At 65.4% G+C, this 24265-nt stretch carries 27 protein-coding genes; 6 read left to right on the top strand and 21 right to left on the bottom strand.

Features of this window, described 5'->3' with window-relative positions:
- Positions 1-30: 30 nt before the first annotated feature.
- From C0R46_RS02880 to C0R46_RS02870, 3 genes are all read right to left on the bottom strand, one after another.
- A complete protein-coding gene (locus C0R46_RS02880; protein WP_102958059.1) occupies positions 31-801 on the bottom strand; it encodes an anti-sigma factor family protein in 771 nt (256 codons plus the stop codon).
- A complete protein-coding gene (locus C0R46_RS02875) occupies positions 791-1330 on the bottom strand; it encodes a sigma-70 family RNA polymerase sigma factor (protein ID WP_102958058.1) in 540 nt (179 codons plus the stop codon). Before C0R46_RS02875 ends, C0R46_RS02880 begins: the two co-directional genes overlap by 11 nt.
- Positions 1331-1436: 106 nt before the next feature.
- Positions 1437-2951, bottom strand: coding sequence for a putative bifunctional diguanylate cyclase/phosphodiesterase (locus C0R46_RS02870; protein WP_198598220.1), 1515 nt, complete (start codon positions 2949-2951; stop codon positions 1437-1439).
- A 306-nt stretch (positions 2952-3257) separates the two neighbouring features.
- On the opposite strand from C0R46_RS02870, the gene C0R46_RS02865 reads away from it, so the two are divergent.
- The 5 genes from C0R46_RS02865 to C0R46_RS02845 all read left to right on the top strand — a co-directional run bounded on the left by C0R46_RS02865 (position 3258) and on the right by C0R46_RS02845 (position 6157).
- A complete protein-coding gene (locus C0R46_RS02865) occupies positions 3258-3908 on the top strand; it encodes a PadR family transcriptional regulator (RefSeq protein WP_245413387.1) in 651 nt (216 codons plus the stop codon).
- A complete protein-coding gene (locus C0R46_RS02860; RefSeq protein ID WP_102958055.1) occupies positions 3905-4210 on the top strand; it encodes a DUF2218 domain-containing protein in 306 nt (101 codons plus the stop codon). The genes C0R46_RS02865 and C0R46_RS02860 overlap by 4 nt, the downstream gene beginning before the upstream one ends.
- A gap of 159 nt (positions 4211-4369) precedes the next feature.
- Entirely contained in the window at positions 4370-4717 is a 348-nt protein-coding gene (locus C0R46_RS02855; RefSeq protein WP_102958054.1) for a hypothetical protein, read from the top strand.
- Between the two features lie 124 nt (positions 4718-4841).
- The gene (locus C0R46_RS02850; protein WP_102958053.1) at positions 4842-5903 is read left to right on the top strand and encodes a histone deacetylase family protein; all 1062 of its coding nucleotides are present in this window, start codon (positions 4842-4844) and stop codon (positions 5901-5903) included.
- Positions 5904-5965: 62 nt separating this feature from the next.
- Positions 5966-6157 carry a hypothetical protein gene (locus tag C0R46_RS02845; protein ID WP_102958052.1) on the top strand — a complete coding sequence of 64 codons (192 nt, stop codon included), beginning with the start codon at positions 5966-5968 and terminating at the stop codon, positions 6155-6157.
- 59 nt (positions 6158-6216) lie between these two features.
- Here C0R46_RS02845 and msrB read toward each other — a convergent pair whose 3' ends face one another.
- Both msrB and C0R46_RS02835 read right to left on the bottom strand, forming a co-directional pair.
- Positions 6217-6624 carry a peptide-methionine (R)-S-oxide reductase MsrB gene (gene msrB / locus C0R46_RS02840; protein ID WP_102958051.1) on the bottom strand — a complete coding sequence of 136 codons (408 nt, stop codon included), beginning with the start codon at positions 6622-6624 and terminating at the stop codon, positions 6217-6219.
- Positions 6625-6698: 74 nt separating this feature from the next.
- On the bottom strand, positions 6699-6971 hold the full coding sequence (locus C0R46_RS02835; RefSeq protein WP_102958050.1) for a hypothetical protein: 273 nt from the start codon (positions 6969-6971) through the stop codon (positions 6699-6701).
- Between the two features lie 275 nt (positions 6972-7246).
- Here C0R46_RS02835 and C0R46_RS02830 point away from each other — a divergent pair, with 275 nt between their 5' ends.
- The gene (locus C0R46_RS02830; RefSeq protein WP_102958049.1) at positions 7247-7861 is read left to right on the top strand and encodes a DUF1236 domain-containing protein; all 615 of its coding nucleotides are present in this window, start codon (positions 7247-7249) and stop codon (positions 7859-7861) included.
- 97 nt (positions 7862-7958) lie between these two features.
- Here C0R46_RS02830 and C0R46_RS02825 read toward each other — a convergent pair whose 3' ends face one another.
- The 16 genes from C0R46_RS02825 to chvE (C0R46_RS02750) form a co-directional block, all read right to left on the bottom strand.
- Entirely contained in the window at positions 7959-9077 is a 1119-nt protein-coding gene (locus C0R46_RS02825) for a sensor histidine kinase (RefSeq protein ID WP_102958048.1), read from the bottom strand.
- On the bottom strand, positions 9074-10075 hold the full coding sequence (locus C0R46_RS02820) for an ATP-binding protein (protein WP_102958047.1): 1002 nt from the start codon (positions 10073-10075) through the stop codon (positions 9074-9076). The genes C0R46_RS02825 and C0R46_RS02820 overlap by 4 nt, the downstream gene beginning before the upstream one ends.
- Positions 10072-10446, bottom strand: coding sequence for an ATP-binding protein (locus tag C0R46_RS02815; protein WP_198598219.1), 375 nt, complete (start codon positions 10444-10446; stop codon positions 10072-10074). Before C0R46_RS02815 ends, C0R46_RS02820 begins: the two co-directional genes overlap by 4 nt.
- 26 nt (positions 10447-10472) lie before the next feature.
- A complete protein-coding gene (locus C0R46_RS02810; RefSeq protein ID WP_102958579.1) occupies positions 10473-10847 on the bottom strand; it encodes an STAS domain-containing protein in 375 nt (124 codons plus the stop codon).
- Positions 10848-10863: 16 nt separating this feature from the next.
- Positions 10864-11724 carry an STAS domain-containing protein gene (locus tag C0R46_RS02805; RefSeq protein ID WP_102958046.1) on the bottom strand — a complete coding sequence of 287 codons (861 nt, stop codon included), beginning with the start codon at positions 11722-11724 and terminating at the stop codon, positions 10864-10866.
- A gap of 246 nt (positions 11725-11970) precedes the next feature.
- A complete protein-coding gene (locus C0R46_RS02800) occupies positions 11971-12342 on the bottom strand; it encodes a helix-turn-helix domain-containing protein (protein ID WP_102958045.1) in 372 nt (123 codons plus the stop codon).
- A 272-nt stretch (positions 12343-12614) separates the two neighbouring features.
- Positions 12615-13439, bottom strand: coding sequence for an acyl-homoserine-lactone synthase (locus C0R46_RS02795; RefSeq protein ID WP_425349841.1), 825 nt, complete (start codon positions 13437-13439; stop codon positions 12615-12617).
- Complete coding sequence (locus C0R46_RS02790) at positions 13436-14095, bottom strand: helix-turn-helix transcriptional regulator (protein ID WP_198598218.1); 660 nt, start codon at positions 14093-14095, stop codon at positions 13436-13438. The genes C0R46_RS02795 and C0R46_RS02790 overlap by 4 nt, the downstream gene beginning before the upstream one ends.
- A 200-nt stretch (positions 14096-14295) precedes the next feature.
- A complete protein-coding gene (locus tag C0R46_RS02785) occupies positions 14296-15372 on the bottom strand; it encodes an aldose epimerase family protein (RefSeq protein ID WP_102958042.1) in 1077 nt (358 codons plus the stop codon).
- Positions 15372-16316, bottom strand: a complete 945-nt coding sequence (locus C0R46_RS02780; RefSeq protein ID WP_102958041.1) for a Gfo/Idh/MocA family protein — start codon at positions 16314-16316, stop codon at positions 15372-15374. The genes C0R46_RS02785 and C0R46_RS02780 overlap by 1 nt, the downstream gene beginning before the upstream one ends.
- Positions 16316-17314 (bottom strand): AraD1 family protein, encoded by a 999-nt coding sequence (gene araD1 / locus C0R46_RS02775; protein WP_102958040.1) that lies wholly within the window; start codon positions 17312-17314, stop codon positions 16316-16318. Before araD1 ends, C0R46_RS02780 begins: the two co-directional genes overlap by 1 nt.
- Positions 17315-17383: 69 nt before the next feature.
- Positions 17384-18955 (bottom strand): aldehyde dehydrogenase (NADP(+)), encoded by a 1572-nt coding sequence (locus C0R46_RS02770; RefSeq protein ID WP_102958039.1) that lies wholly within the window; start codon positions 18953-18955, stop codon positions 17384-17386.
- Between the two features lie 84 nt (positions 18956-19039).
- Entirely contained in the window at positions 19040-20296 is a 1257-nt protein-coding gene (gene mmsB, locus C0R46_RS02765; protein ID WP_102958038.1) for a multiple monosaccharide ABC transporter permease, read from the bottom strand.
- On the bottom strand, positions 20293-21849 hold the full coding sequence (gene mmsA, locus C0R46_RS02760) for a multiple monosaccharide ABC transporter ATP-binding protein (RefSeq protein WP_102958037.1): 1557 nt from the start codon (positions 21847-21849) through the stop codon (positions 20293-20295). Before mmsA ends, mmsB begins: the two co-directional genes overlap by 4 nt.
- Before the next feature lie 153 nt (positions 21850-22002).
- Entirely contained in the window at positions 22003-23022 is a 1020-nt protein-coding gene (chvE, locus tag C0R46_RS02755) for a multiple monosaccharide ABC transporter substrate-binding protein (protein ID WP_102958578.1), read from the bottom strand.
- Positions 23023-23152: 130 nt separating this feature from the next.
- On the bottom strand, positions 23153-24223 hold the full coding sequence (gene chvE / locus C0R46_RS02750) for a multiple monosaccharide ABC transporter substrate-binding protein (protein WP_102958036.1): 1071 nt from the start codon (positions 24221-24223) through the stop codon (positions 23153-23155).
- Positions 24224-24265: the final 42 nt, after the last annotated feature.

The following is a 24265-nucleotide window of genomic DNA, read 5'->3' as shown; positions in this document are numbered from 1 at the left end:
CATCGTCACGGCTGCCGACGATGCCGGCGTTCAGTGGAGGCTTTCCTCGATGCGCACGGCATCCTGCCGCAGCGTCGAGGCGGCGACGTTGCGCCCGACAAGCGCATAGGCGACCTCGCCGACCTGCCAGTAAGCGGCGGTCGTATCGCCGTCGCTCGCCGTCGCCGCGCGCAGGACGTCGAACGATCCCGGACGGACGGCGAAGAGGGAGAGGTCTGCAGCATCGGGCGCAGCGATCGAGACTTCCAGGCTCGGTCCGAAGGTCGAGGGGAAAACCTGCACGTCCCGAACCTTCCAGTCCTTCGGCAGCGCGGGGATGCGGATCGCCGTCGCCGACAGGATTTCCGCCGGATCATAGGCCGCGCTCTCCACTTGCGACGACATGTCGGCCCGGATCTCGCTCGTGCGATGCGAGCGGATGGCATCGGCGACGAAGGCGGGCGGCGGCGCGGCCGCGACGCTCGAGCGCACGCTGAGCGCGTTGAACTCGTCATGGGCAAACCATCCCGCGCCGAGCAGAAGGACGAGCACCGCTGCGCGGGCAACGCGCCGCACCACCACACGCCGCTTCAGGCTTCGCTCCAGGCGGCTCGCCGCCTCGCCCGTGCGTACGCTGATCGGCAGCGGCGCGGCGAGCAGCGCCGCACGCAATTCGTTGCGAAGGCGAAGATCGGCCATCACCTGCATCGCCTCGCCGGCATGGGTGGAGAGATACGCCTCGACTTCGACGCGGCGGGCCAGCTCCAGCTGCCCATCGACATAGGCGGTCAGGTCGGCATCGGTGATCGGATCAGCTTGCATCGCGGCTTTCCTTTCCCGGCAGGCGGACGACGTTGTTGGGCACGGTTCCCTCCTCCATCTCGCGCAGCAGCGTCCTGGCGCGCGAGATCCGGGAGACGACCGTTCCGACGGGTATGCCAAGCGAGACGGCGGCCTCCTCGTAGGAGAGGCCTTCGACGGTGACGAGGTGGAGCGCGGCGCGCTGCTCGTCCGGCAGCGCCATGAAGGCGCGGCGCACATCGGCGAGCCGCATGGCGTTGTCCTGGCCGGCATCGATGGCCGGCTCGACGCGCAGGCTGATCTCGGCATTGCGGACGGCCTCGGCGCGGCGGGTGCGCAGCCGGTCGATGAAGCTGTTGTGGAGGATCGACATCAGCCACGGCCGGAGGCTCTGGCCCTGGCGGAAGCGGCTACGCCCTTCCAGCGCGCGCAGCAGCGCGTCGTGGACGAGGTCCTCGGCTTCGGCCGGATCACGCGTCAGCGACAGAGCATAGCGGCGCAGCGGCCCCAGCAGCCCGATGACGTCGATGTCGCGCTTTTGCGTGCTCATGCCTCATGTACGGACGAGGCCGGCAGATCCATCCATGAGGTGCCGAATTATTTTTCGGCCAGCTCGATTTGTGAGCGCGTGGCGGTATGGCGAGGAACGCGCCGCCTCAGCCGGCAAGCCTGTGCACGGGCGTCTCTGTTGCCCGGCGTATGTAATGGGATAGCGGCGCCGGGCGGCCGAGCAGAAAGCCCTGGAAGACCGTGCATCCCGCCGCTTTCGCCAGCATCAGATGCTCTTCCGTTTCGATCCCTTCCGCGACGATCTCCAGCCCCTGCAGCCGGCCGATGGAGGCGAGTGACGAGACGACCACCGACGCGACGGCATCGCAGTCGATCCACTGGATGTAGCTGCGGTCGATCTTGATCGCATCGACGGGGAGCGAGCGCAGGGATGTGAAGCCGCAATTGCCGGTGCCGAAATCATCGAGCGCCATGCGCAGGCCGAGGTTCCGCAAGGCTTGAAGGCGGGCGAAGACCTGCGACGTCACCGCGACCGCAACGCTTTCGGTGATCTCGAAGGTGAAGCGCTCAGCCGGGCACCGCGCCTCGGCCAGAACGTCGGTCACCATGGCGACGATCTCGTCGCGCTTCAGCTGCGCGCCAGAGATGTTGATCGCGATCGAGCCGGCCGGCAGCCACGGCGCATCCCGGACGGCGCGCCGCATCACCCATTCGCCCAGCATATCGATCAGCGTGGACTGCTCGGCGATACCGATGAACTCGCCGGGCGGGATCATGCCGCGCAAGGGATGGCGCCAGCGCAGCAGCGCCTCGACGCCCAGGATGTCGCCCTTCGCGTTGGTCAGCGGCTGATAATGCAGCTCCAGCTCGTCCATCAGGATCGCCGCGCGCAACTCGCGTTCGATGAAGCGGCGCTGCTTCTGGTCCTTCAGCATGGATGCGTCGAAAGCAGTCGCGCAGCCCCGCCCCCGCCGCTTGCTCTCGTACAGGGCGAGATCGGCGCAGACGATGAGGTCGTCAACGAACGCGGCATCATCCGGCGCGACGGCCAGTCCGATGGAGCAGCCGACACTCAGCTGGCGGCCGCCGATCGCTCTGGGGTGCCGCAGCTCCGCCAGAAATCGAGCCGCCAGCTCCAGACCTTCGTCGCGGTCGCAGCTCGTCAGGAGGATCGCGAACTCGTCGCCGCCCAGGCGGCCGATCTCCCCTCCCGGAAAGCACCGCCGTGCCACGTCGATCGTGTGCACCAGCACCTGATCGCCGACGGCATGGCCGAAGCCGTCATTCACCGCCTTGAAGTGGTCGATGTCGAACAGCATCAGCAAGGCTCGACCGCCGGTTTCGGGCGCGGCGGCAGTGCGCAGCCGTGCGATGAAGGCGCGCCGCGACAGCGAACCGGTCAACGCATCGCTGTCGAGGAGGCGCAGGCGCTCCTGTTCGGCGCGCTCGCCGGACTGGATGCGGGCAGCCAGCACGAGACGCGCCCGCACCAGGATCGCGGCGCCGGCTGCGCTCAGGATGACCAGGCTGGAGGAGATCAGCGCGTGATGCCCGCCATCCTGAAGCATCTGCATAACCGACAGAACCGCCGTCGCGGCCAGTATCGACAGGGTCGCGTAGAAGGACGCGACGTTCTCGAGCTTCATCAGGGATGTACGCATGCGCCTTGGCCAGCCAGTTCGTGGGCATGCTCGCCGGCCGTCGTTGATATTTCCTGATCTCCAGATGAATTTTGGATGACAAAGCCGCGGCCGATGAAGCCATGCGCGCACGTGTGACCGGCTCCCTTCCTTCGCGAGACGGCCTCCGAACGCCTCTCCCGAGATCGGTGGCGGTCCTGCAGCAGCCTGACGCATCACCACCAATGCGACCTATGCGCCTTCGCGCTTGTCGTGCCGAACGGGCCGTCGCGAGCTATATCTCGATACATCTTGATTTACGATATATCTTGATCTATATCGTTGCTCATGAGACACCGATTTGATGGCGGCTGGGGCCGCGCCTTCACCCTTCCCGAAACACATGACCATCGTGACGACCCGCGCATGCGCGGCGCCGGACGCGGCTTCCGGGGACCGCACCACCGCCCGGGCGGCGATGGACCCGGTCATGGCTCACACGACGAGCGGCGTGGCCGCGGCCGCGGCGGACGCCTGTTCGACTATGGCGATCTGCGCCTTCTGCTCCTCGCCATGCTGGAGGAGCAGCCCTGCCACGGCTACGAGCTGATCAAGGCGATCGAGGAGCGCTTCGCCGGCAGCTACAGCCCGAGCCCGGGCGTTGTGTATCCGACCCTCTCCTGGCTGGAGGACATGGGCTACGCCTCCGTCGAGCCCGAACCCGGCAACCGCAAACGCTACGTCGTCACCGAGGAGGGCAAGGCCTTCCTGGCCGCCAACCGGGCCGCGGCGGACGAGCTGCTGGCACGCGGAGCCGGAGATGAGGACGGGCCGCGGCATGGTCGGCACGGCGTGCCGGCACCGGTGCTACGCGCCATGGAGAACCTGAAGCTCGCCCTGCGTCTGCGGCTGCGCGAGGGCAACCTCGAACCGGCCGCAGCGGAAGCGATCGCCGCGGCGCTCGACGCGGCCGCACAGGCCGTGGAGCGCAGCCGATGACCGAGACCACCGCAGTACCCCTCCGCAGCACCGCCGTGGTCGAGACGGCGCAGGCCAGCCGCTACCTGCAGCAGCTCTGCAAGCATTTCGCTCACAAGCTGCCAGTAAGTTTCGATCCGGCAGCCGGCTCGATCGACTTTCCGTTCGGCAGCTGCCGGCTGGCCGCGGACGACGCACGGCTTACACTCACCCTCGATGCGCCGGGAAGCGAGGAGATGGACCGGCTCCAGGAGGTGGTGGTCCGCCATCTCGAGCGCTTCGCCTTCCGCGAGGAACTGGCTGTCGCCTGGCAGCCGGCCTGACGCCGCTGTCATCACAGGTCGGCGAAGCCCTCCGGCGACGGATCGCCCGATCGGTGGCTGCCGAGCGATCGGCAGTCACATACGTAACAGGCTCCTGCTCGACGGAGCGAAGGCGGCGCACGGACGTTAGGACCAGAGCGACCTTGAGGAGGAGCTGACATGGTCACGATCCGAATGCTGCCGGCTGCGGTCGGACTGGCGCTGCTCGTTTCGAGCGGCTCCGCGTTCGCGCAGGAGGCACAGCCGACGCCGGTTCCGAGCCCCGTTCCGGAGGTGCCGGCGCCTGATACAGGGACGACCGGCAACCCGAGCGACCCTTGTGCCGCTCGGCCGGAGGGTCAGGCGGCCGATCAGAGCTTGTCCGGCCAGCTGTCGGACTGCAACGGTGTGCTGACGCCGCCGCCATCCAGCGATACTGACATCCAGGCACCGGCGCCCGATCCCAATCCGGGCACGACACCGGTCATCCCGCCGCAGGCTCTGCCGGACCAGCAGCAGTCGAAGTAAGGCGCCTCGGCGCGGCTCGCTCCGCCTGAAGCAGCGCGGCGAGGGGAGCGCGATTTCCTCTCGTCAGGCTTCCGCTCGCACGTCTACAACACCGTCGCTTGCTTCGCTCAATGGTGATCTTCCCATGCGCCTGTTCTTCTCGCCGAACCAGCTGTTGCACCAGCCGACGCAGTATCTCGTGCATGGGCGGATCGTTTCCCCGCTGGAGAATGCCAACCGCGGCGAGACGCTGATCAAGGCGCTCGGCGGCCTCGGCCTTGATGCCGAGGAGCCGGGCGATGCCGGCTTAGACGCGATCGCTGCCGTCCATGCGTCGCATTATCTGGATTTCCTTGCCTCTGCCCACGAGCGCTTCCAGGCCCTGCCGAATGGCGGGCCGGAGGTCCTGCCGAACGTGCACCCCTATGCCTCGCACGCGTCCGGATTTTCCGCGCGCGGGGCGCCGCGGACCAACGGCATCCTCGGCCAGGCCGGCTGGTATATCGGCGACATGTCCTGTGCCATGACGGCGCAGACGTTTGCCGCCGCTTACGCCTCGGCGCAGTCCGCCATCGCGGCGGCGGATGCCGTGCTGTCCGGCGCAGCATCGAGCTTCGCGCTGTGCCGACCACCCGGCCACCACGCCTATGTCGATCGCGCGTCCGGTTTCTGTTTTCTTAACAATGCGGCCATTGCCGCCGAGCGCCTGCGCAGCCGGTTTGGTCGTGTCGCGATCCTCGACTTCGACACACATCACGGCGACGGCACGCAGGCGATCTTCTATGCACGGGGAGACGTCTTCTTCGGCTCCACCCATACCGATCCCGCCAACTACTATCCCCATTTCGCTGGTTATGCCGAGGAGCGTGGGATCGGGGATGGCGAAGGGTGCAACCTCAATCTGCCGCTCGCGCCCGGAAGCGACGACGCTGCCTTCGTCGAGGCGGTGAGGACGCTCGCCGAAGCCGCGGACCGCTTCGACGCCGAGGCCATCGTGCTTTCCGCCGGCTGGGATGCGCATCGCGACGATCCGCTGTCGAAGCTCGCGGTGACGACGGATGCCTTCGCGCGGATCGGCACAGTGCTGGGAGCGCTTGGGCGCCCGACAGTGATCGTGCAGGAGGGTGGCTACTCGCTGGCCGCCGTGGCGGAGGCCGCACCGCAGTTCGTAGGCGCCTTCTCCGCAGCGCACCGGTTGAGAGACTAAGAGCTACGAAGCCAAACCGCCACTCGAAGCGTTTCCTTCGCTCCAGAAGGGAGAGCACGACAATGAGCAACAGCAGCGACGACAAGCCGACGGGGCAGAGCGGGCCCGCCTCGATCTCGACAGGTCCGAATGCGCGGCCCCGGAACGAGACGATCAGCCAGACCGGACCCGGCCTGCCGGACGACAGCAGCCAGGCCGTCGAGGTCGACGAGGCGGAAGCAAAGGCGATCGAGCGGAGGATCCGTTCGATCTAAAAGGCAGAAAGGGCCGGTGCGGCACCGGCCCTTCCCTTCGATCCACGGCGTAGCCGCGCTCAGGCGGCTTCGGGCTGGAAGTTCAGCGCGACCCCATTGATGCAGTAGCGCAGATAGGTGGGCGGCGGCCCGTCATCGAAGACATGTCCGAGATGGCTGCCGCAGCGGTTGCAGTGAACCTCGGTGCGCACCATGCCGTAGCTGCGGTCGACCGTCGTGCCGACGGAGCCTTCGACAGGCGTGTTGAAGCTCGGCCAGCCCGTGCCGCTCTCGAACTTCTTGCCACCCTGGAACAGCGGCTGATCGCAGGCCGCACATGTAAAGGTGCCGGCGCGCTTTTCATGCAGCAGCGCGCAACTTCCCGGCCGTTCGGTCCCGTGGGCGCGCATCACCTGGTACTGCTCCGGCGTCAGGATGCTGCGCCATTCCTCTTCCGTGTGACTGACGGGATAGGTCTTCACGTCCATGGCAACTCTCCTCTGACATCCGGCAGCCCGGGCTTTGCCACAGATATAGGCGCTCGGCGTCGCCCTGCCGAGGTTCAGTGATCCGGAAAGAAGGACGGGCCAACCTGGCGGACATGCCGGATCGCGGGTTCGCCCTCTGGATCCGCCGAGGCGGCCGTTGCCGTCGACGCGGTCTGGATCGGCAGAATGCGATCCGATGCCACGGGTGAAGCCGGTTCAGTGTTGATCGTCTGGACGGTAGCGGCCTGCGCCGAGGCCTGGGTAGCGGACGTGTCACTGCTGGCATAGGCGGCGCCGGCAATGACGGCGGACAGGGACGCAGCGGCGACGAGGAGCCTGACGGACATGGGAGTGCTCGTTGGGTTCGATTGCGATCGTGGCGGTTCGTTGCCCGACTAATCGCCGAAAACCCCATCCGGTTCCGCCCTTCCAAAACAGCATCCCCGCAAGTTTTAGCTCAAATGGTTACCATGGCGGGACGATCGGGAGCGGAGGTGCGCGCCGCGCTTTCCATCACCGGTTCGACGCTCCATACTCTGCGCTCCAGCGTGGTGCTGTGGGGAACGCAAGCCGCCTCACTGCCATTCTGACGCTCGAAGGGTCATGCACAGGAGTTGCAGACATGAAGAGCTTGCTGACTGCCGCGGCCGGCGCCGCCCTGCTCGGCCTCGTGAGCGGAGCCGCATCGGCCCAGACGGTCGTCGCCGCCACCACCGACCTCAATGTGCGCTCAGGACCCGGACCGTCCTATCCGGTTGTCGCAGTGATCGCCGCCGACGGAGCGGCCACGCTGCGCGGCTGCATCCAGGGCAGCAAATGGTGCGAGGTCGATGCCGGCGGCATCTCCGGCTGGGCCTACGGCGACTATCTGACCGCCGACGTCTCCGGCTCCCGGGTCGTGATCGCAGAGGGCGGTGCGGGTTTCGAGACGCCAGCGGTCGTCTACGAGGAGGCGCCTGCAGGCGGTACGGTCGTCGTCGAGCGACCTGTCGCCGGCACGATCGTCCGCGGAACGGCCGGCGCCGCCGTGGTGCCGTCGGACACCGTCGTGACCTATGTCCGCGGCAATGCGGTGGAACCGGTCTACCTGGAAGGCGAAGCGGTGGTCGGATCGCGCCTGCCCGACACCGTCGAGCTCCAGACGATCCCGGATTACGACTATGACTATGTCTATGTGAACGGTCAGCCCGTGCTGGTCGAGCCGGCGACCCGCCAGGTGGTCTACGTCGTGCGCTGATCATACCAGCCTGCGCCGGGCGGAACTGTCGTCCGGCGCGGTCTAGCGTCTACGTAGCTAGTGGCCTTAGAGCATTCACGGCGAACACGGAACCGCGCTAGGTCGGGATCGTCAGCGTCACGGTCAGGCCGTCCGAGCCATCGGCTTCCAGTGTGGCATTCAGCTTGCGCGCACTGCCCTCGACAATCCGCCAGCCGAGCGAGCGGGACTGGCGCAGCACCGTCTCGGCATTTTCCAGGCCGGGTCCATCATCGGACACCTGGATCATCAGCCCGGCGTTGCTGCGATGCCCCCTGATCTCGATACAGCCGCGCCGGGCGCCACGTTCAAAGGCGTGCTTCACGGCATTGGTGACGAGTTCGTTGACGATGAGGCCAATTTCGGTCGCCGACTCAAAATCGACTGAACCCGGTTCGACCGTACTTCTGATCTCGATCTGATCGGTGCCGAAGGCAGCGGTCAGCCGCTCGACCAGGCCGGACAGATGCTGGACGAGGTCGATGCTGCTGACGTCGGCGGCGCGATGAAGGTAGTTGTGGGCATTGGCGAAGGCCTGGATCCGGCCGGTCAGAGCCGCCAGAGCATCCGCCGCCTCGGGCGACTTCACCTGCCGCGCCTGCATCATCGCCAGCGACTGGATGATAGCGAGATTGTTCTTGGTGCGGTGATGCAGCTCGCGCAGCAGGAACTCCTGCTCGGCCAGGGAGTCACGCAGCGCGCGGTTCTGCTCGGCCAATTCTTCCAGGGGATTGCCCTGGGCGGCTTCGACGAGCGTATCGGCCGACGCCCGCGCCAGCGTCGTCGGGTCCGCAGGCGCATCGAGGAATAGCGACAGCGTCGCGACGGTGCCGCCTGCACCGGTCGTCAGGTCAAAGGCGTCGACCAGCTTGCGAGAGCCGGACAGGCCGAGGCCGAGACCGGTATGCGACTGGTGGCGGCTGCGCAGGATGTTCTCGACATTGGGTATGCCGGGGCCTTTGTCCTGCACCCGCACCACCAGCGCGGTCACCTTGCCATCGTCATCGAAGGCGAATTCTGCAACACCGCCGCCGGCATATTGCAGGGCGTTGCGGGCGATTTCCGATACGGCCGTCGCAAAGCGGATCTGGTCCCGTACGGCGGCGCCGGCTGCTTTGGCCGTCAGCCGTGCGGTACGCCGCGTATGGGCGACATCGGTGTCCCGCTCGATGCGGACCGAGGTGACGATCGTCTTCACAGCGGTCCCCGCGCGACCAGAACACCGCTATCGTCGGTGCCTCTCCGCCTGCGTTTGTAGAGCGTTGCCGCCACGGTCAAGGGCAGACGCGAGAACAGCGCGGCCGGGTCGGGATCACGTCCAGCGCTGCGCAGTCCGTCCGTCGACAGGATCAACGTCGCGCCTGCCGGCCAATCATGCTCCGTCGGCCGGGGCCGGCGGGTCGTATTGCCAGCAATACCCGGCGTCGAAGGTATGCCGAAGCGCTCGCCATTGGCCCGAACGATCTCGCCCTTCACATTCCCGAGACCGACAGCTCGCAGCCGCCCGGGACCGTGTGGCAGCTCGATCAGAAGCGTCGCGGCACCGCGTCCGCCTTCGAGGCCGACGGAGACGAGAGCCTCAGTTTCCTCCAGAGAGCGGCCGGCCGCCTTGCGGAAGGCGGTGATACCCCGGACCGCCTCGGACGCAGCCGCCGGCCCATGTCCCAGAACATCCATCAAAAGCAGCAGCGTGGCGTCATCTTCGCTACGCATGGCATGCGCGTCACCGCCCTGCTCGAAGCCGGGCTTGCAGACGATGAGTCCTGCGGCTTCGGTCGGCTGCGCGATCGGTGACGGACCTTCCGCAACCGCGGCCAGAACGGTGGTGCCCTTGGCATCGGAATGGAGATCGAACACATCCGACAGCCGCCGGATGGCGCCGAGACCGCCGCCGATGCCGCGCTCCCCGGCGACGGCCGTCGTATAGCCGTCGGTCAGCGCCGCGGCGACATCGCCGACGCCAGGGCCGGAATCCACGGCGATCACGTCGATGCCCCTGCCCTGCCCCTCCTCATGACGGGCCAGGATGATCTCGCCCTCGCGGGCATGGCGCACGAGATTGGTGCCGGCCTCGGTGACGATCAGGGCCAGCCTGTCGCAGGCATCCTGCGACAGACCGACGGCGGCGCCCTCCTGCACCGCGCGGCGCCGGGCTGCTCCCACCTGGCTTGCCTCTGTCACCGGCAGCGAGATCATCGTGCCGCACTCTCCAACGTCACGGTGGTGCCGGACTCGGCCGAGGAAATGATGTCGAAGCGGTCGACCAGGCGGCGAGCACCACTGAGGCCAAGGCCAAGACCCGAGCCGGTGGTGTAACCGTCCTTCAGTGCGAGCTGCATATCGGCAATCCCGGGCCCGCGATCGGTGCATTCGCCGACGACGCTGCGATGCAAACCAATTCCGACAACGCGAAAGGTAATGGCGCCGCCATGGCCATAGATCACGGCGTTGCGGGCGATCTCCGACACCGCGGTCACGAACTTGGTCTTTTTGATCGCGCTGGCACCGATCGCCGTCATCGCCTTCATCGCGACCTGGCGCGCGAATGCGACATCGCTCTGGCGCACGAGCGCGACGGTCCAGCTTTCGTCAGTCAAGAAGGCTTGATCCGCCTGCCGAGAATGAGGCTCATCGCGCGGTCGGCATTCAGCGCCGTTTCCACACCGTCAAGCGTCATACCGAGTTCAACCAGCGTCATGGCGACGGCCGGACGCATGCCGACGACGATCGTACGGGCATTCATCATATGAGCCATTTGCGCCATCGAGCCGAGCATGCGGCCGGCAAAGGTATCGACGATCTCCAGACTGGCGATGTCGATGATGACGCCGCGGGCTTTGACCCGCGCGACCTCCTCGACGAGTTGATCCTGCAACATGAGGACCTCACGGTCGTCGAGATCATCGCGGATCGCGACGATCACGCATCCCATGATGGTGACGATGGGCGACGAGCCCGATGTGGACATCTGGTCCAAGCGCCGGTTATCCCTTCGTCGTCACGCCGAGGCGCTCGAAGGCGTAGGCGAGACCGCTCTGCAGGTCGATACGTGTCGTGACATTCGGCAGATCGACGCCGAGGTTGACGATCGTCTGGGCGATCTTCGGGCTGATGCCGCAGATGACGCATTCCGCGCCCATCAGCTTCACGGCCGCGGCCGTCTTCAGCAGATGCTGCGCAACCAGCGTGTCCACCGTCGAGACGCCGGTGATGTCGATGATGGCGATCTCGGCCTCCCACTGGACGATGGCGTCCAGAAGGTTTTCCATCACGGTCTGGGCGCGGAACGAGTCGAGCGTGCCGATCAGGGGCACGGTGACGATCCGATCCCAGATCTTCACGACGGGCGCTGAGACTTCGGTCATCTCGGCACGCTGACGCTCGATGATCGCCTCACGCTTCTGCACGAGAGACTCCACCGCGTGCAGCGCCAGCTGATCGACGACGCGTGTCGTGTTCCAGACGTTCTCCAGCAGCCGGGCGTTGTTCTCGGCGAAAGCCACGCGCATCTGCTCGAACAGCGGCAGTTTGATCGAAGCGATGAACCAGCCCATCTCGGTCGGGGACACGCCGCGCTGCGTGCGGCTCTCGGTGATCTCCTCGAGAGCCTCGCGCACCGGATCCCAGGATGGATTGGCGAAATCGAACTTGTCGTCCGTTGGCGCATCGCGCGTCGCGCGACCGAAGGCGATCAGAAAATCGCGGCTCTGCTTCTCCGTCTCCTTAGCGGAGACGAGGTCGGTTCGCTTGACGCCCTCGCGAGCCTGCGCCTTCAGCCAGGAGGCCAGTATCTTCTCGAAGTCGGAAGACAGGATCGACGATAGAGACGCAGATTCACTCGGCATAGATCGTTCCAGGACAAATCACAGTCGTCGCGTGTCTAGGCGCAATGCGGCCGGTCCGCAACGTGGTTCGCGCACCGCCAGGCCCATGCAGGCCAGAACGTCGGGACAGCTGCTCGCTTGTCGGACCAACCGTCGCTGCAAGCCCATTCTCGACCGAGAGCCGCGCATGCCAAACGACCGCGGGACGGATGCGATCGCACCCGTCCCGCGTTGCATGCCGTCAATGATCTCGAACGCTAGCTGCGCTCAGTTCGGGGTGGTCTCGCGCAGGCTCTTGGCGAGACTGTAGATGGCCCGCTTCACCTGGGGGTCGAGCTGCAGGATCAGCTGCAGCGACTCGATCTCCCGCCCGGCGAGGGTCGGAAGGTCGGCAAGCGCGGCCTCTTCCTCCGAAGGCGGGATTTCGTCGAAGAAGTAGGAGACCGGCACCTTGAAGTGGGTGCAGACACGATGAAGCTTGGAAGCCGAGATCCGGTTCGAACCGGACTCGTACTTCTGCACCTGCTGGAACGTGACGCCGATCGCCTCGCCGAGCGCTGTCTGACTAATCCCCCGGGAGATCCTCAGCGCGCGAAGGCGTTGCCCTACGTGCCGGTCAACCTGGTTGTCATCAAACATCGTCGAACGCTCCAACTGAACTGGTGCGTGGATTATGATGCCACCGGGTTGTTGTAAATGCGATTAGCTGTTCAATTTACCGGGCAAATTTGCGTCATCAAGCTGCCCGACATGGCTTAACTTAGCCACTGCCGCAGCGATGTGAAACGCAGCAGGCCCCGAGAATCGTTCACATTCTCGCTCTGCGTACTGCAGCATCATGACCAGGCTGCGCAGTGCTTCGACATCCTCCGGCTGCGCTATCGCGGCCCCATTCACATTTTCGAGTACCCTCACGAAAGTAGCCCTCCCGCGGCCTGACTGGACTGTTTCGCCGTCACACGCGCGTTGTCGCCCCGCATCTCGCGCAGCCGCTTCAAAGTGCGGCCGTCGAAGGCGGCCGTGACCGCGATTGTATCTCGACCCTCGATCTCCTTCGGAAAGCCGAGCGGCGTAACCCGGAAATGCAGTTGCACGAGCCTGAGCAGCCACAGCGTGTCCATCTCGATGACGATCTCGCTGACGCCGCTCTCCAAGCCCCACTCGACGATCGCCGACAAGAGCACATTGGCCGTGTAGCTGAGCTTGCGGCCGCGTTCGCGGTGGCTCTTTTCGACGCAGTAACGCGTCCACTCCCAGACGTGGGGACCGCAAGGCCGCTCGCCTTCGCACAACTCAGGCAGGACTTCGGAGAGAAGATGCGGAGCCGTGGTCGGCAGCATGCGCTGATAGCCGACGACCTGGCCTTCCTCGAGAAAGAGCATGTGGATGGCGCGACCATCGTCGAACTGGTCGATCTCGAGGCCGTCGTCACGCCTCAGATCTTCCCACCCGGACTCATCGACAAAGACGCGGTGACGCAGCCGGTAGGCCTGCTCCATCAAGGCCTGGCTGCTCGGAAGATGAATATTGGATGCGTCTATGAAGGTGATCATGCCGTCAAATCCTGTCCCGGAATGACGGCGAACGAAGCAAAATCCGGTCGCGGCAAATAGTAGGGTTTTCCCTACCTTCAGATGACGGTCAGTACCTCCGACAAAAGATTTGCCTGCCCTTCGGCCGGCGCAGCGCGGGTCCGAGTTGATCGTCCTCGTACTGCCCGCAGAAGCAGCGATCATTGAATGATGCCGCTTCGAAACGCGATCGACAGCGCATGAGCACGATTGATCGCGCCGAGTTTCCGGCGCGCGTTGCTGACGAACTTCTCGATCGACTTCTCTGATACGCCGAGGATCATCGACGTTTCCCAGTCGGTCTTGCCCTCGGCGATCCAGCGCAGCGTTTCCATTTCGCGCAGGCTGAGGCGGCCGACATCGGGCGACGGGGCGGCGTTGCGCAACGACAAGGCGCGGGCGATTGCGAAGATCGAAACCAGATGAAGGATACGCCGCGTCTCCGGCGAGGTATCCATATACGCACCGGTGAAGGAGAAGCCGGCACAGCTGTTGTCGAGCGTCAGCAGTGAGCAGGTCAGCCCGGCCTTCAGGCCATGTTCGGCTGCCATGCCCATGAGCCGGTCGTCACCACTCTCCAGCTCGGACCACAGGAAGGACGGAGCCAGCGAGCGAACGCGCTGGATCGTCGGGTCGCGGTCGAGCCAGCCGCCGCGGAAATACTCCTCGACCCAATCCGGCGGCAGATCGGCCAGAAGCACGTGTTTGGACTGTTCCGAAGGCAAGGCGCCGGGCCGTGGCATGGTGCCGGCAAAAAGATGCTCGACGCCGAAGTCAGCTGTGCTTCTCCTGATCTCGGCGCTGATCTCGCTTGGAGACATGCAGCGCTCGAGAGAACGGATAAGACCGGATGTAGCCTCCAAAGACTTCTGCATCAACAGGACGCTTTCGGTGCGCGAGTCCAACACTCGCTAAAGTTTTATGATCCTTCAGACAGCCGTTGCAACAGGCAGGCTTACTAATTTGAACCGGTTCGAGACGTTTCAAGACATGCTCACGGAGCACGCCGAGAAAAGTGAATTTATCGAATTACACGATTGGCGAAGCGATAGATCGAGGTTGAACGGTAAAGTTTACCCGGATCCAATCGAGCGCTGGGGACATCGCTACGGCTCGGCGTATCGGGGTGATGCTGCGGTTCCAGGCAGAAGGCATCACCCTGCCGCATCAGCTGGTCGAACTTGCCGACTGTCGTCGCATCGAGGAAGTTGCCGGAATAGACCTGCAGACCCGGCTCGGTCGTCCAGAGCTCCATCGCGCGGCCGGAGATCTCGTCCTCGACACGGGCTGCGAGAGCCGGCTTGTCACGCATCCCGTCCGACAGGACGAAGCTATGGTCGTAACCACGCCCCAAGACGATCTGCCGCGATGCTCCATTACGCAGACCATCGTTGATCCGCCGGAGCTGGCGGAAGTCGAAGGGTGTGCCCTCCACCGGGGCGAGACCGTCGTTCGGGATGGCCGTGGCATCGATGGGCAGGAAGCGATCCGCCATCACCTGCAGACGATGGTTGAGCGCCGTCCCAAGCTGCTCGACGCCGCCCAGATTGAAGTAGCTGTGGTTCGTCAGGTTGCAGAGGGTCGGGCGATCGGTCGTCGCCTCATAGCCGATCGTCAGCTCGCCTGGAGCCGACAGGGTGAAGCGCACGCGCGCCTTCAGCTCGCCGGGAAAGCCTTCCTCGCCATCCGGGCTCGTCCGCTCGAGGACGACGAAGGGCCTGTCCCCCTCACCCGTCTCGGCAACGGTCCAGACCTGCTTGTCGAAGCCTTTTGCACCACCGTGCAGCGCGTTCGGACCGTCGTTCGGCTCCACCTGGTAGAGGCGGCCGTCGAGCTCGAAACGCCCTGCGGCGATACGGTTGGCGTAGCGCCCGATGGTGCCGCCGAAATATTGCGGCTTGGTCTCATAGAGGTCGAGGTCGGGATAGCCGAGGACGACGTCGCCCATCGCACCGCTGCGGTCAGGCACCCGCAGTGCCTGGATCGCCGCGCCATAGGTGATCACCCGCAGCTCGATCCCCTCGCCGCGGAGATCGATGGCCTCGACACGCTGCCCGTCAGACAGCGTGCCGAAGTGTGAGCGTTCGATCGCACCCATCAGTGTCCTGCCGCCGCGTCATCGTGGAACGCTTCGACGACCGAGCGCCGTCCCAGCATGAACGCATCGGCGACATGGACCAGCGGCGATACGTCGACATCGGACGCGCCATTCTGCACCAGCTCAGCGAAGCGGCGGTAGATGCCGTCATATTCGGCTTCCGGCGCGTCCGAGACGAGGCTGCCGTCGATCGCCATGCGGCTGCCACCGCCGGAGAGCGCCAGGCGCCCCTTGTCTGTCGCGATCTCGATGTCCCAGCTCTGAGGCCCCGTCTGCCGCCAGTCGAAGGCCGCCGTGATCGAGGTGCCGAGCGCGTCCGAGAAGATGAGGTCGGCGGCGATCGGCGCCGCCTTGTTTTCCGGGAAGGCCAGCGTCGAGCCGGTCAGGAAAATCGCGCGCGGCAGGATGCGCGTGACGATCGAGAGCGCATTGATGCCGGGATCGAAGACGCCGAGACCGCCCGGCTCCCAGATCCAGTCCTGGCCGGGATGCCAGCGGCGCACGTCTTCCTTCCAGGTGACGGCCACCGTATCGATGCGGGCGTCAGCCAGCCAGGCGCGCGCCGCCTCGACCGCCGGCGCGAAGCGTGAGTGCCAGGTGGCGAAGAGCGACAGCTTGCGCTCGGCGGCAAGGCTCTGGAGGTCCAGCACCTCGGCCACCGTCGCGCCGGGCGGCTTCTCCAGAAGCACGTGCTTGCCGCGCGTCAGGGCAAGATGAGCCAGCGCATGGCGAACCTGCGGTGGCACGCAAAGGGCCACGGCGTCGAGATCCGGCACCGCGTCCAGCATCGCGGCAAGATCGGGAAAGTTCGCGACGCCTTCGACGCTGGCGCTGCGGCTGGCTGCACCGACGAGCTCGAAGTCAGCATTGCGCGCGATCGACGGCAGGTGCTGATCGCGGGCGATCTTGCCGACGCCGACGATGCCGAGACGGATCGGCGCCATCAGAGCGCCCTCACGGCAGTGTCCGCCGTTTCATGCTCGACGGCCAGCGGGTTCGCCAGCCTGTAGCGGAAGGGCGCGGCCTCCACCTCGAAGACGTCGCCCTCCTCGGTCTTGAACCCGTCGGAGAAGGACAAGGTCGCGGTGCCGAAGAAGTGGACATGCACGTCGCCCGGCCGCCGGAACAGCTGATACTTGAAGTGATGGTGCTCGAGATTGGCCAGCGAATGCGACATGTTCGCCTCGCCCGACAGGAAGGGCTTCTCCCAGACGGTTTGGCTGCCGCGCCGGATGCGCGAGGTGCCGCGGACATCCGCGGGGAGTTCGCCCGTCAGGAGTTCCGGGCCGATCGAGGCTGGCCGCAGCTTAGAATGGGCAAGATAGAGATAGTTCTGCCGCTCGGTGACGTGATCGGAGAATTCATTGCCGAGCGCAAAGCCGAGGCGCAGCGGTGTGCCATCCGGTCCGATCAGATAGATGCCGGCGATCTCCGGCTCCTCGCCTCCGTCAAGGGCGAAGGATGGCGAGCGGAGCGGCGCACCGGGCGCTGCGAGAACACCGCCGTCTCCCTTGTAGAACCATTCCGGCTGGACACCTGTGCTGCCGGCTGACGGCTTGCCGCCCTCGACACCCATCAGGAACATGCGCATGGAGTCGGTCGGCTTGTCCGCGGCGGCCGCCTGCTTGTGCATCTTGTCACGCCCTTCGGCAGAGCCGAGATGCGTGAGCCCCGTGCCGGTGAGATAAAGATGTGCCGGATCCGGATGGTCGATCGGCGCGAGCAGACGCCCTTCCGCGATGGCGGCCTCGATATCGACGGTCGCGCCATAGCCTTCGGCCTCCGCCGTCTGCGCAAGGGTCGCGCCGGACGTTGCCGCCTGCCAGGCGAGATCATAAACAGAGACGAAACCCTCGATCAGGCGCGCCGCGCCATCGTCATCGAGCCCGGCCACCCGGCGCGTGCCGTCGCTGTCCTTCAGCTGCATCAGTCGTAGCGCCATCGCGCATCCTTCCTTGATCGTCTTTCCGAGCCGGATCGCGCCGGCCGTGTTCAGAGTGGCGCAGAGGCCTCAGGCAAAGCGGCCGTCGACGCGCCGCGGCAGTTCGCCGGCATTGGCTTCGCGCAGCGCTTCCGGCAGCAGTTCGTCGGGCAGCGCCTGGTAACAGACCGGGCGGAGGAACCGCCGGATCGCCAGCGAGCCGACCGAGGTGCTGCGCCCGTCCGAGGTCGCCGGGAATGGCCCGCCATGCACCATGGCGTGGCCGACCTCGACACCCGTCGGCCAGCCGCCGACAAGGATGCGACCCGCCCGCTTCTCGAGGATCGGGATCAGCCGGCGCGCCTGCGGATAGTCTGCCGCCGTGAGGTGCAGCGTCGCGGTGAGCTGACCTTCCAAGGCCGCGGCGACCCGCACCATGTCGTCATCGCTGTCGCAGCGCACGATCAGCGACGAGGCGCCGAAGATCTCGTCGCGCAGCCGCTCGTCGGCCAGGAAGGCCGAGGCGTCCGCTGCGAACAGGGCCGCCTGGCAGGCATTCGCGCTCTCGCCGGCGAGGCCCCGGGCAAGCTCTTCGACGCGGCTGCTTGCGGCCATCGCCTCGACGCTTCGGCGATAGGCGGCACCGATGCCGCGCGTCAGCATCGGCGCGGCCGCACCGCCCTTCAGCGCGGCCGTCGCCGCGGCGATGAAGCGGTCGAGCGCCGCACCCGGCTTTGCCAGGCCGATGCCGGGATTTGTGCAGAACTGGCCGGCGCCCATAATGAGCGAGCCGACAAAGGCCGCGCCCAGCGCCTCGGCCTGCTCCTCCAGAGCGCCCGGCAGCAGGAAAACCGGATTGATGCTCGACATCTCGGCATAGACCGGGATCGGCTCCGGCCGCTCCTGCGCGATGCGCACCAGCGCCAGGCCACCCCCGCGCGAGCCGGTGAAGCCGACGGCCTTGATGCGGGGATCGCGGACGAGCGCCCCGCCAAGCTCGTTGGAGGTGCCCTGCAGCAGCGAGAAGACCCCCGCCGGCAGGCCGCATTCCCGCGCGGCCTCTCGAATGGCGCGGCCGACGAGCTCGCTGGTGCCGGGATGAGCCGGATGGCCTTTCACGACCACCGGGCAGCCGGCGGCGAGAGCCGAGGCCGTGTCGCCGCCGGCGACCGAGAAGGCGAGCGGGAAGTTGCTGGCGCCGAAGACGGCGACGGGCCCGAGCGGGATATGGCGCTGGCGCAGGTCCGGTCGCGGCAGCGGCTTGCGGTCCGGCATCGCCGGATCGACGCGCAGGTCGAGAAAGTTTCCCTGGCGCACGACGTCGGCGAAGAGGCGCAGCTGACCGGCGGTGCGCGCCGTTTCGCCCTCGATACGCGCCGGCGGCAGACCGCTTTCCGCGGTCGTCCGCTCGACAAAGGCCGGGCGCAGCGCCTCGATACGGCTGGCGATCGCCTCCAGGAAACGGGCGCGCGTTTCGAGATCGGTTTCCCGGTAGCTGTCGAAGGCCGCCTCGGCCAGTGAACAGGCCGCATCCACCTCGGCTGGACCCGCCACTGAGAAGGCGGGCTCCAGCTCCCGGTCGGCGGCAGGATCGACGGCGCGGAAGGTTTCGCCGCCGCGGCGGTCCTCATCGCCGATCAGGATGTCGCCGGTGATATCCATAGGACATGCTCCATGCTGCGCGGGGCGGCCTCATCGGCGCGCCTCCGCGTCACGTCATGTGGGTTGTGTCGAAAGGCCTGAGGGTCAGGCCTTCTTCTTGTTGTAGAGGTCGAAGGCCACGGCACCCAGCAGCACGATGCCTTTGATCATCTGCTGCCAATCGATGTTGATGCCCATGATGCCCATGCCGTTGTTCATGACGCCCATGATAAAGGCGCCAATCACGGCTCCGGTCACCTGACCGACGCCGCCGAGCGCCGAGGCGCCGCCGACGAACACCGCCGCGATGACGTCGAGTTCCAGCCCCTGCCCTGCCTTGGGCGTCGCCATGTTGAGGCGGGCCGCATAGATCAGACCTGCGAGCGCGGCGAGCATGCCCATGATCGTGAAGACGAAGAAGGTCAGGCGCTCTGTGTTGATGCCCGAAAGCTTGGCCGCCTTCTCGTTGCCACCCATGGCGTAGATGCGCCGGCCGAACGTCATGCGCTTGGTCATGAACATGAACGCGGCGATGAGGACCGCCATGACCATCAGGACGTTCGGAAGGCCGCGATAGGACGCGAACTTGTAGATCAGGAACAGGAGGATGGCCGAGATCACGAGGTTCTTCAGGACGAAGAACACGAAGGGTTCGCCCTCGTACCCATGGCTCTCGCGCTCGCGCCGGCTGCGGATCTCCAGGAACAGCATCAGGCCGACGAGGAGAAGGCCGACGAGAAGCGTCGTGGAATGCAGGATGATGCCGCTGTTGGGGATTGGCGCGCCAGCGGCGTTAAGGCTCGGCGCCATCAGCGTGATCGGGCCGATCAGGTCCGGGATGAAGCCGGAGGAGAGCAGCTGGAACTCGGTCGGGAACGGACCGACGGAGCGGCCGCCCAGCATGAAGAGGACGAGCCCCTTAAAGACGAGGAGACCCGCGAGCGTCACGATGAAACTCGGGATCTTCATATAGGCGATGAAGTAGCCCTGCGCGCCGCCGATCACTGCGCCGATGGCGATGCTGATGGCCGCTGCAAGCAGCGGGTTCATGCCGTAGTCCACCATCAGCACCGCGCCGACGGCTCCGATGAAGCCGGATACGGAGCCGACCGAAAGGTCGATGTGGCCGGCCACGATCACGAGCAGCATGCCGAGCGCCATCACGATGATGTAGCTGTTCTGCAGCACGATGTTGGTGAGGTTCACCGAATAGAACAGCACGCCGTTCGTGGTGAACCAGAAGAAGCCCATGATCGCGATCAAGGCGATCACCAGGCCGTATTCGCGCAGGTTCTCCTTCAGCGCATCGCGAGCGCTGGCCCGCCCCGCATTGGTCGTGGGAGCAGCGACTTCCGTGCTCATGATGCAGCCCTTTCAATCATATCTTGGCTGGTTTCCCCGCGGACGATCGCACGCATGATCTTTTCCTGGGAGGCTTCGCGGCCGTCGAGCTCGCCGACGATCCGGCCTTCGTTCAGGACATAGATCCGGTCGCAGATGCCGAGCAGCTCGGGCATCTCCGAGGAGATCACCAGGATGCCCTTACCTTCGTCGGCCAGCTTGTTGATGATGGTGTAGATCTCGTACTTGGCCCCCACGTCGATGCCGCGCGTCGGCTCGTCAAGGATCAGCACGTCGGGGTCGGAGAACAGCCACTTCGACAGCACCACCTTCTGCTGGTTGCCGCCGGAGAGGTTGCCGGTGATCTGGTAGACCGAGGATGACCGGATGTTGGTCTTCCGGCGGTACTCGTTGGCGACCTTCAGCTCGCCCATGTCGTCGATCACGCCGGACCTCGCGACCCCCGGCAGATTGGCGATCGTGACATTGTGCTTGATGTGGTCGATCAGGTTGAGGCCGTAGGTCTTGCGGTCCTCTGTCGCGTAAGCCAGCCCGGCATTCACCGCCCGACCCACTGTCGACGTGTCGGCCTGCTTACCGTGCAGATAGACCTCGCCGGTGATCTTGGTGCCGTAGCTGCGTCCGAAGACGCTCATGGCGAACTCGGTGCGCCCGGCTCCCATCAGCCCCGCGATGCCGACCACCTCCCCCTTGCGGACGTTGAGGTTGATGTTCTTGATGATCTGCCGCTCCGGGTGCACCGGATGGTAGACGGACCAGTTGCGGACTTCGAAGATCGGCTCACCGATATTGGGCGTGCGGCTGGGATAGCGGTTCTCCAGCGTTCGTCCGACCATAGAGGCGACGATGCGGTCTTCCGTCACGTCGGCCTTTTCCATGGTTTCGATCGTCTGGCCGTCGCGGATGATGGTAATGCGGTCGGCGACGCGCTTGATCTCGTTCAGCTTGTGACTGATCATGATCGAGGTCAGCCCCTGCGCCTTGAACTCCAGAAGCAGATCCAGAAGCGCCTGGCTGTCCTTTTCCGACAGGCTCGCCGTCGGCTCGTCGAGGATCAGCAGCTTGACGTCCTTGGCCAGCGCCTTGGCGATCTCGACCAGTTGCTGCTTGCCGGTGCCGATATTGGTGACCAGCGTATCGGGATCCTCCCGCAGGCCGACCTTGCGGAGGAGCTCAGATGAGCGTCGGCGCACCTGGTTCCAATTGATGATGCCGCCGGATGCCTGCTCGTTACCGAGAAACATGTTCTCGCCGATAGAGAGCATCGGCACCAGGGCGAGCTCCTGGTGAATGATGACGATGCCTTCGTGCTCGGAATCGTTGATCCCGGCAAAGCGCATCGGCCGCCCCTCATAGACGATCTCGCCCTCATAGGTTCCAAAGGGGTAAACGCCCGATAGCACCTTCATGAGGGTCGACTTGCCGGCGCCGTTCTCGCCGCAGATCGCATGGATGTCGCCGCGCCGCACCTGCAGGTTGACGTTCTCCAGCGCCTTCACGCCCGGAAACGTCTTGGTGATGCCGCGCATCTCGAGAATGTAGTCGTCGCTCATGCTGCTGCTCCCGGCCGGTCGCCCGACGTGCAGGGACCGGAGGATCCCTGAGGATTTCTCAACTGCTTGCGCCGGAAGGAAGCAGGGCTTCCCTCCGGCAACGTGTCGGCGCACCGCTGCCTTGGAGGCAGCGGCGCGCGATGTGGCTGTGCCCTACTGCAGGTCTTCGGCCTTGACGTAGCCGGACTTCACCAGGACATCCTCGTAGTTCGACTTGTCCACCGCGACCGGCGTCAGGAGAACCGAGGGAACGACCTCGACGCCGTTGTTGTAGGTCTTGGTGTCCAGGCCCTCCGGCGTCTTGCCGCTGAGCACCTGATCAACCATGTCGGCTGTCACCTTGGCGAGTTCGCGCGTGTCCTTGTAGACGGTCGAATACTGCTCGCCGGCGATGATGGCCTTCAGAGACGGGACTTCGGCGTCCTGACCGGAGATGACCGGCCAGGCGAGATCCGAGGACCCGTAGCCGACGCCGCGCAGCGAGGAGACGATCCCGCGGGCGAGGTTGTCGTTGGGGGCGAGAACCGCGTCGACGCGGCTGCCGTCAGAGTAGTTGGCCGAAAGCAGGTTATCCATGCGGGCCTGCGCCGTCGCGCCGTCCCACTTCAGCGTACCGACCTTCTCCATGCCCGTCTGGCCGGACTTGACGACGAGAACGCCCTTGTCGATCAGCGGCTGCAGCACGCTCATGGCGCCGTCGTAGAAGAAGAAGGCGTTGTTGTCGTCGGGCGAGCCGCCGAAGAGCTCGATGTTGAACGGACCCTGCTTCTCCGGATAGCCGAGGCCCTTCAGGATCGACTCCGCCTGCAGGACGCCGACCTTGAAGTTGTCGAAGGTGGTGTAATAGTCGACGTTGGGGCTTTCGCGGATCAGGCGGTCATAGGCGAAGACCTTGACGCCCTTATCGGCCGCCTGCTGCAGCACGGTGGACAGCGTCGTCCCGTCGAGGGCCGCGATCACCAGTGCCTTGGCATCCTTGGTGACCATGTTCTCGATCTGAGCGAGCTGGTTCGGGATGTCGTCGCCCGCATACTGCATGTCGACCGTGTAGCCCTTCGCCTCCAGCGCGGACTTCAGCTGATCGCCGTCCTGAATCCAGCGAAGCGTGGTCTTTTCCGGCATGGAGATGCCGATGAGGCCCTTGTCCTGAGCCAGAACCGGATGGGCCAGCATGGACAGCGCCGCCGCACTGGCGGCCAGAACGAAACGTCTGTTGAAATTCAACTCTCTACCTCCCTTTGATGATCAAGCGGCGCTGCCGGGGAGCCAACAAGCTCCCTTGGGCTCCCCGGCAGATGCAGTGTTACTTCAGGTCCTCAGCCTTGATGTAGCCGCTGTCGACCACGACCTGCTGATAGTTCGACTTATCGACCGAGACCGGCACGAGCAGGTTGGACGCGATAACCTTCACACCGTTGTTGTAGGTCTTGGTGTCGTTGATCTGCGGCTCCTTGCCGGAGAGGACGTCGTCGACGAGCTGCGCCGTGACCTGGGCCAGCTGGCGCGTATCCTTGTACACGGTCGAGTACTGCTCACCGGTGATGATCGCCTTGACGGACGGGACCTCGGCATCCTGGCCCGTGATGATCGGCCAGGGCTGGCTGTCGGTGCCGTAGCCGACGCCACGCAGCGAGGAGATGATGCCGCGCGACAGGCCGTCATACGGCGCGAGAACGCCATGGACCCGGCTGCCGTCGGAGTAGTTGGCGGACAGGATGTTGTCCATGCGGGCCTGCGCCACCGCAGCATCCCAGCGCAGGGTGCCGACGGTCTGCATGCCCATCTGGCCGGACTTGATGACGATGTCGCCGCTGTCGATCATCGGCTGCAGCACGCTCATGGCGCCATCGTAGAAGAAGAAGGCGTTGTTGTCGTCCGGCGAACCGCCGAAGAGCTCGACATTCCAGGGCTTCTGGTCGGGGAAGCGCTCCTTCAGCCCGGCCACGAGCGACTCAGCCTGGAGAACGCCGACCTTGAAGTTGTCGAAGGTCGTGTAATAGGCGACGTTCGGGCTGTCGCGGATCAGGCGATCATAGGCAACCACCGGAATGTTGGCGTCGGCAGCCTGCTGCAGCACGGCCGAAAGGGTCGTGCCGTCGATCGAGGCGATCACGAGCGCCTTCGCGCCCTTGGTGACCATGTTCTCGACCTGGGAGAGCTGGTTCGGAATGTCGTCCTCGGCATACTGCAGGTCGACGGTGTAGCCCTTCTGCTCGAGTGCGCTCTTCAGCTCGTTGCCGTCCGAAATCCAGCGCAGCGACGACTTGGTCGGCATGGCGATGCCGACCAAGCCCTTGTCCTGTGCCATCGAAGGCACGGCCACGAACGCGATGGCGGCCGCGAAGCCGGCAGCCAGCGTGGTCAGAAGCTTCATGTGTAGTCCTCCCTTGGTGCCGGCAGCACACTGTGCGCCGCC

It is taken from the genome of Mangrovicella endophytica (assembly GCF_002893625.1).
GTDB lineage: Bacteria > Pseudomonadota > Alphaproteobacteria > Rhizobiales > Rhizobiaceae > Mangrovicella > Mangrovicella endophytica.
Note: the sequence above shows the minus strand (reverse complement) of the source record. Positions and strands in the feature narration are given on the sequence as shown.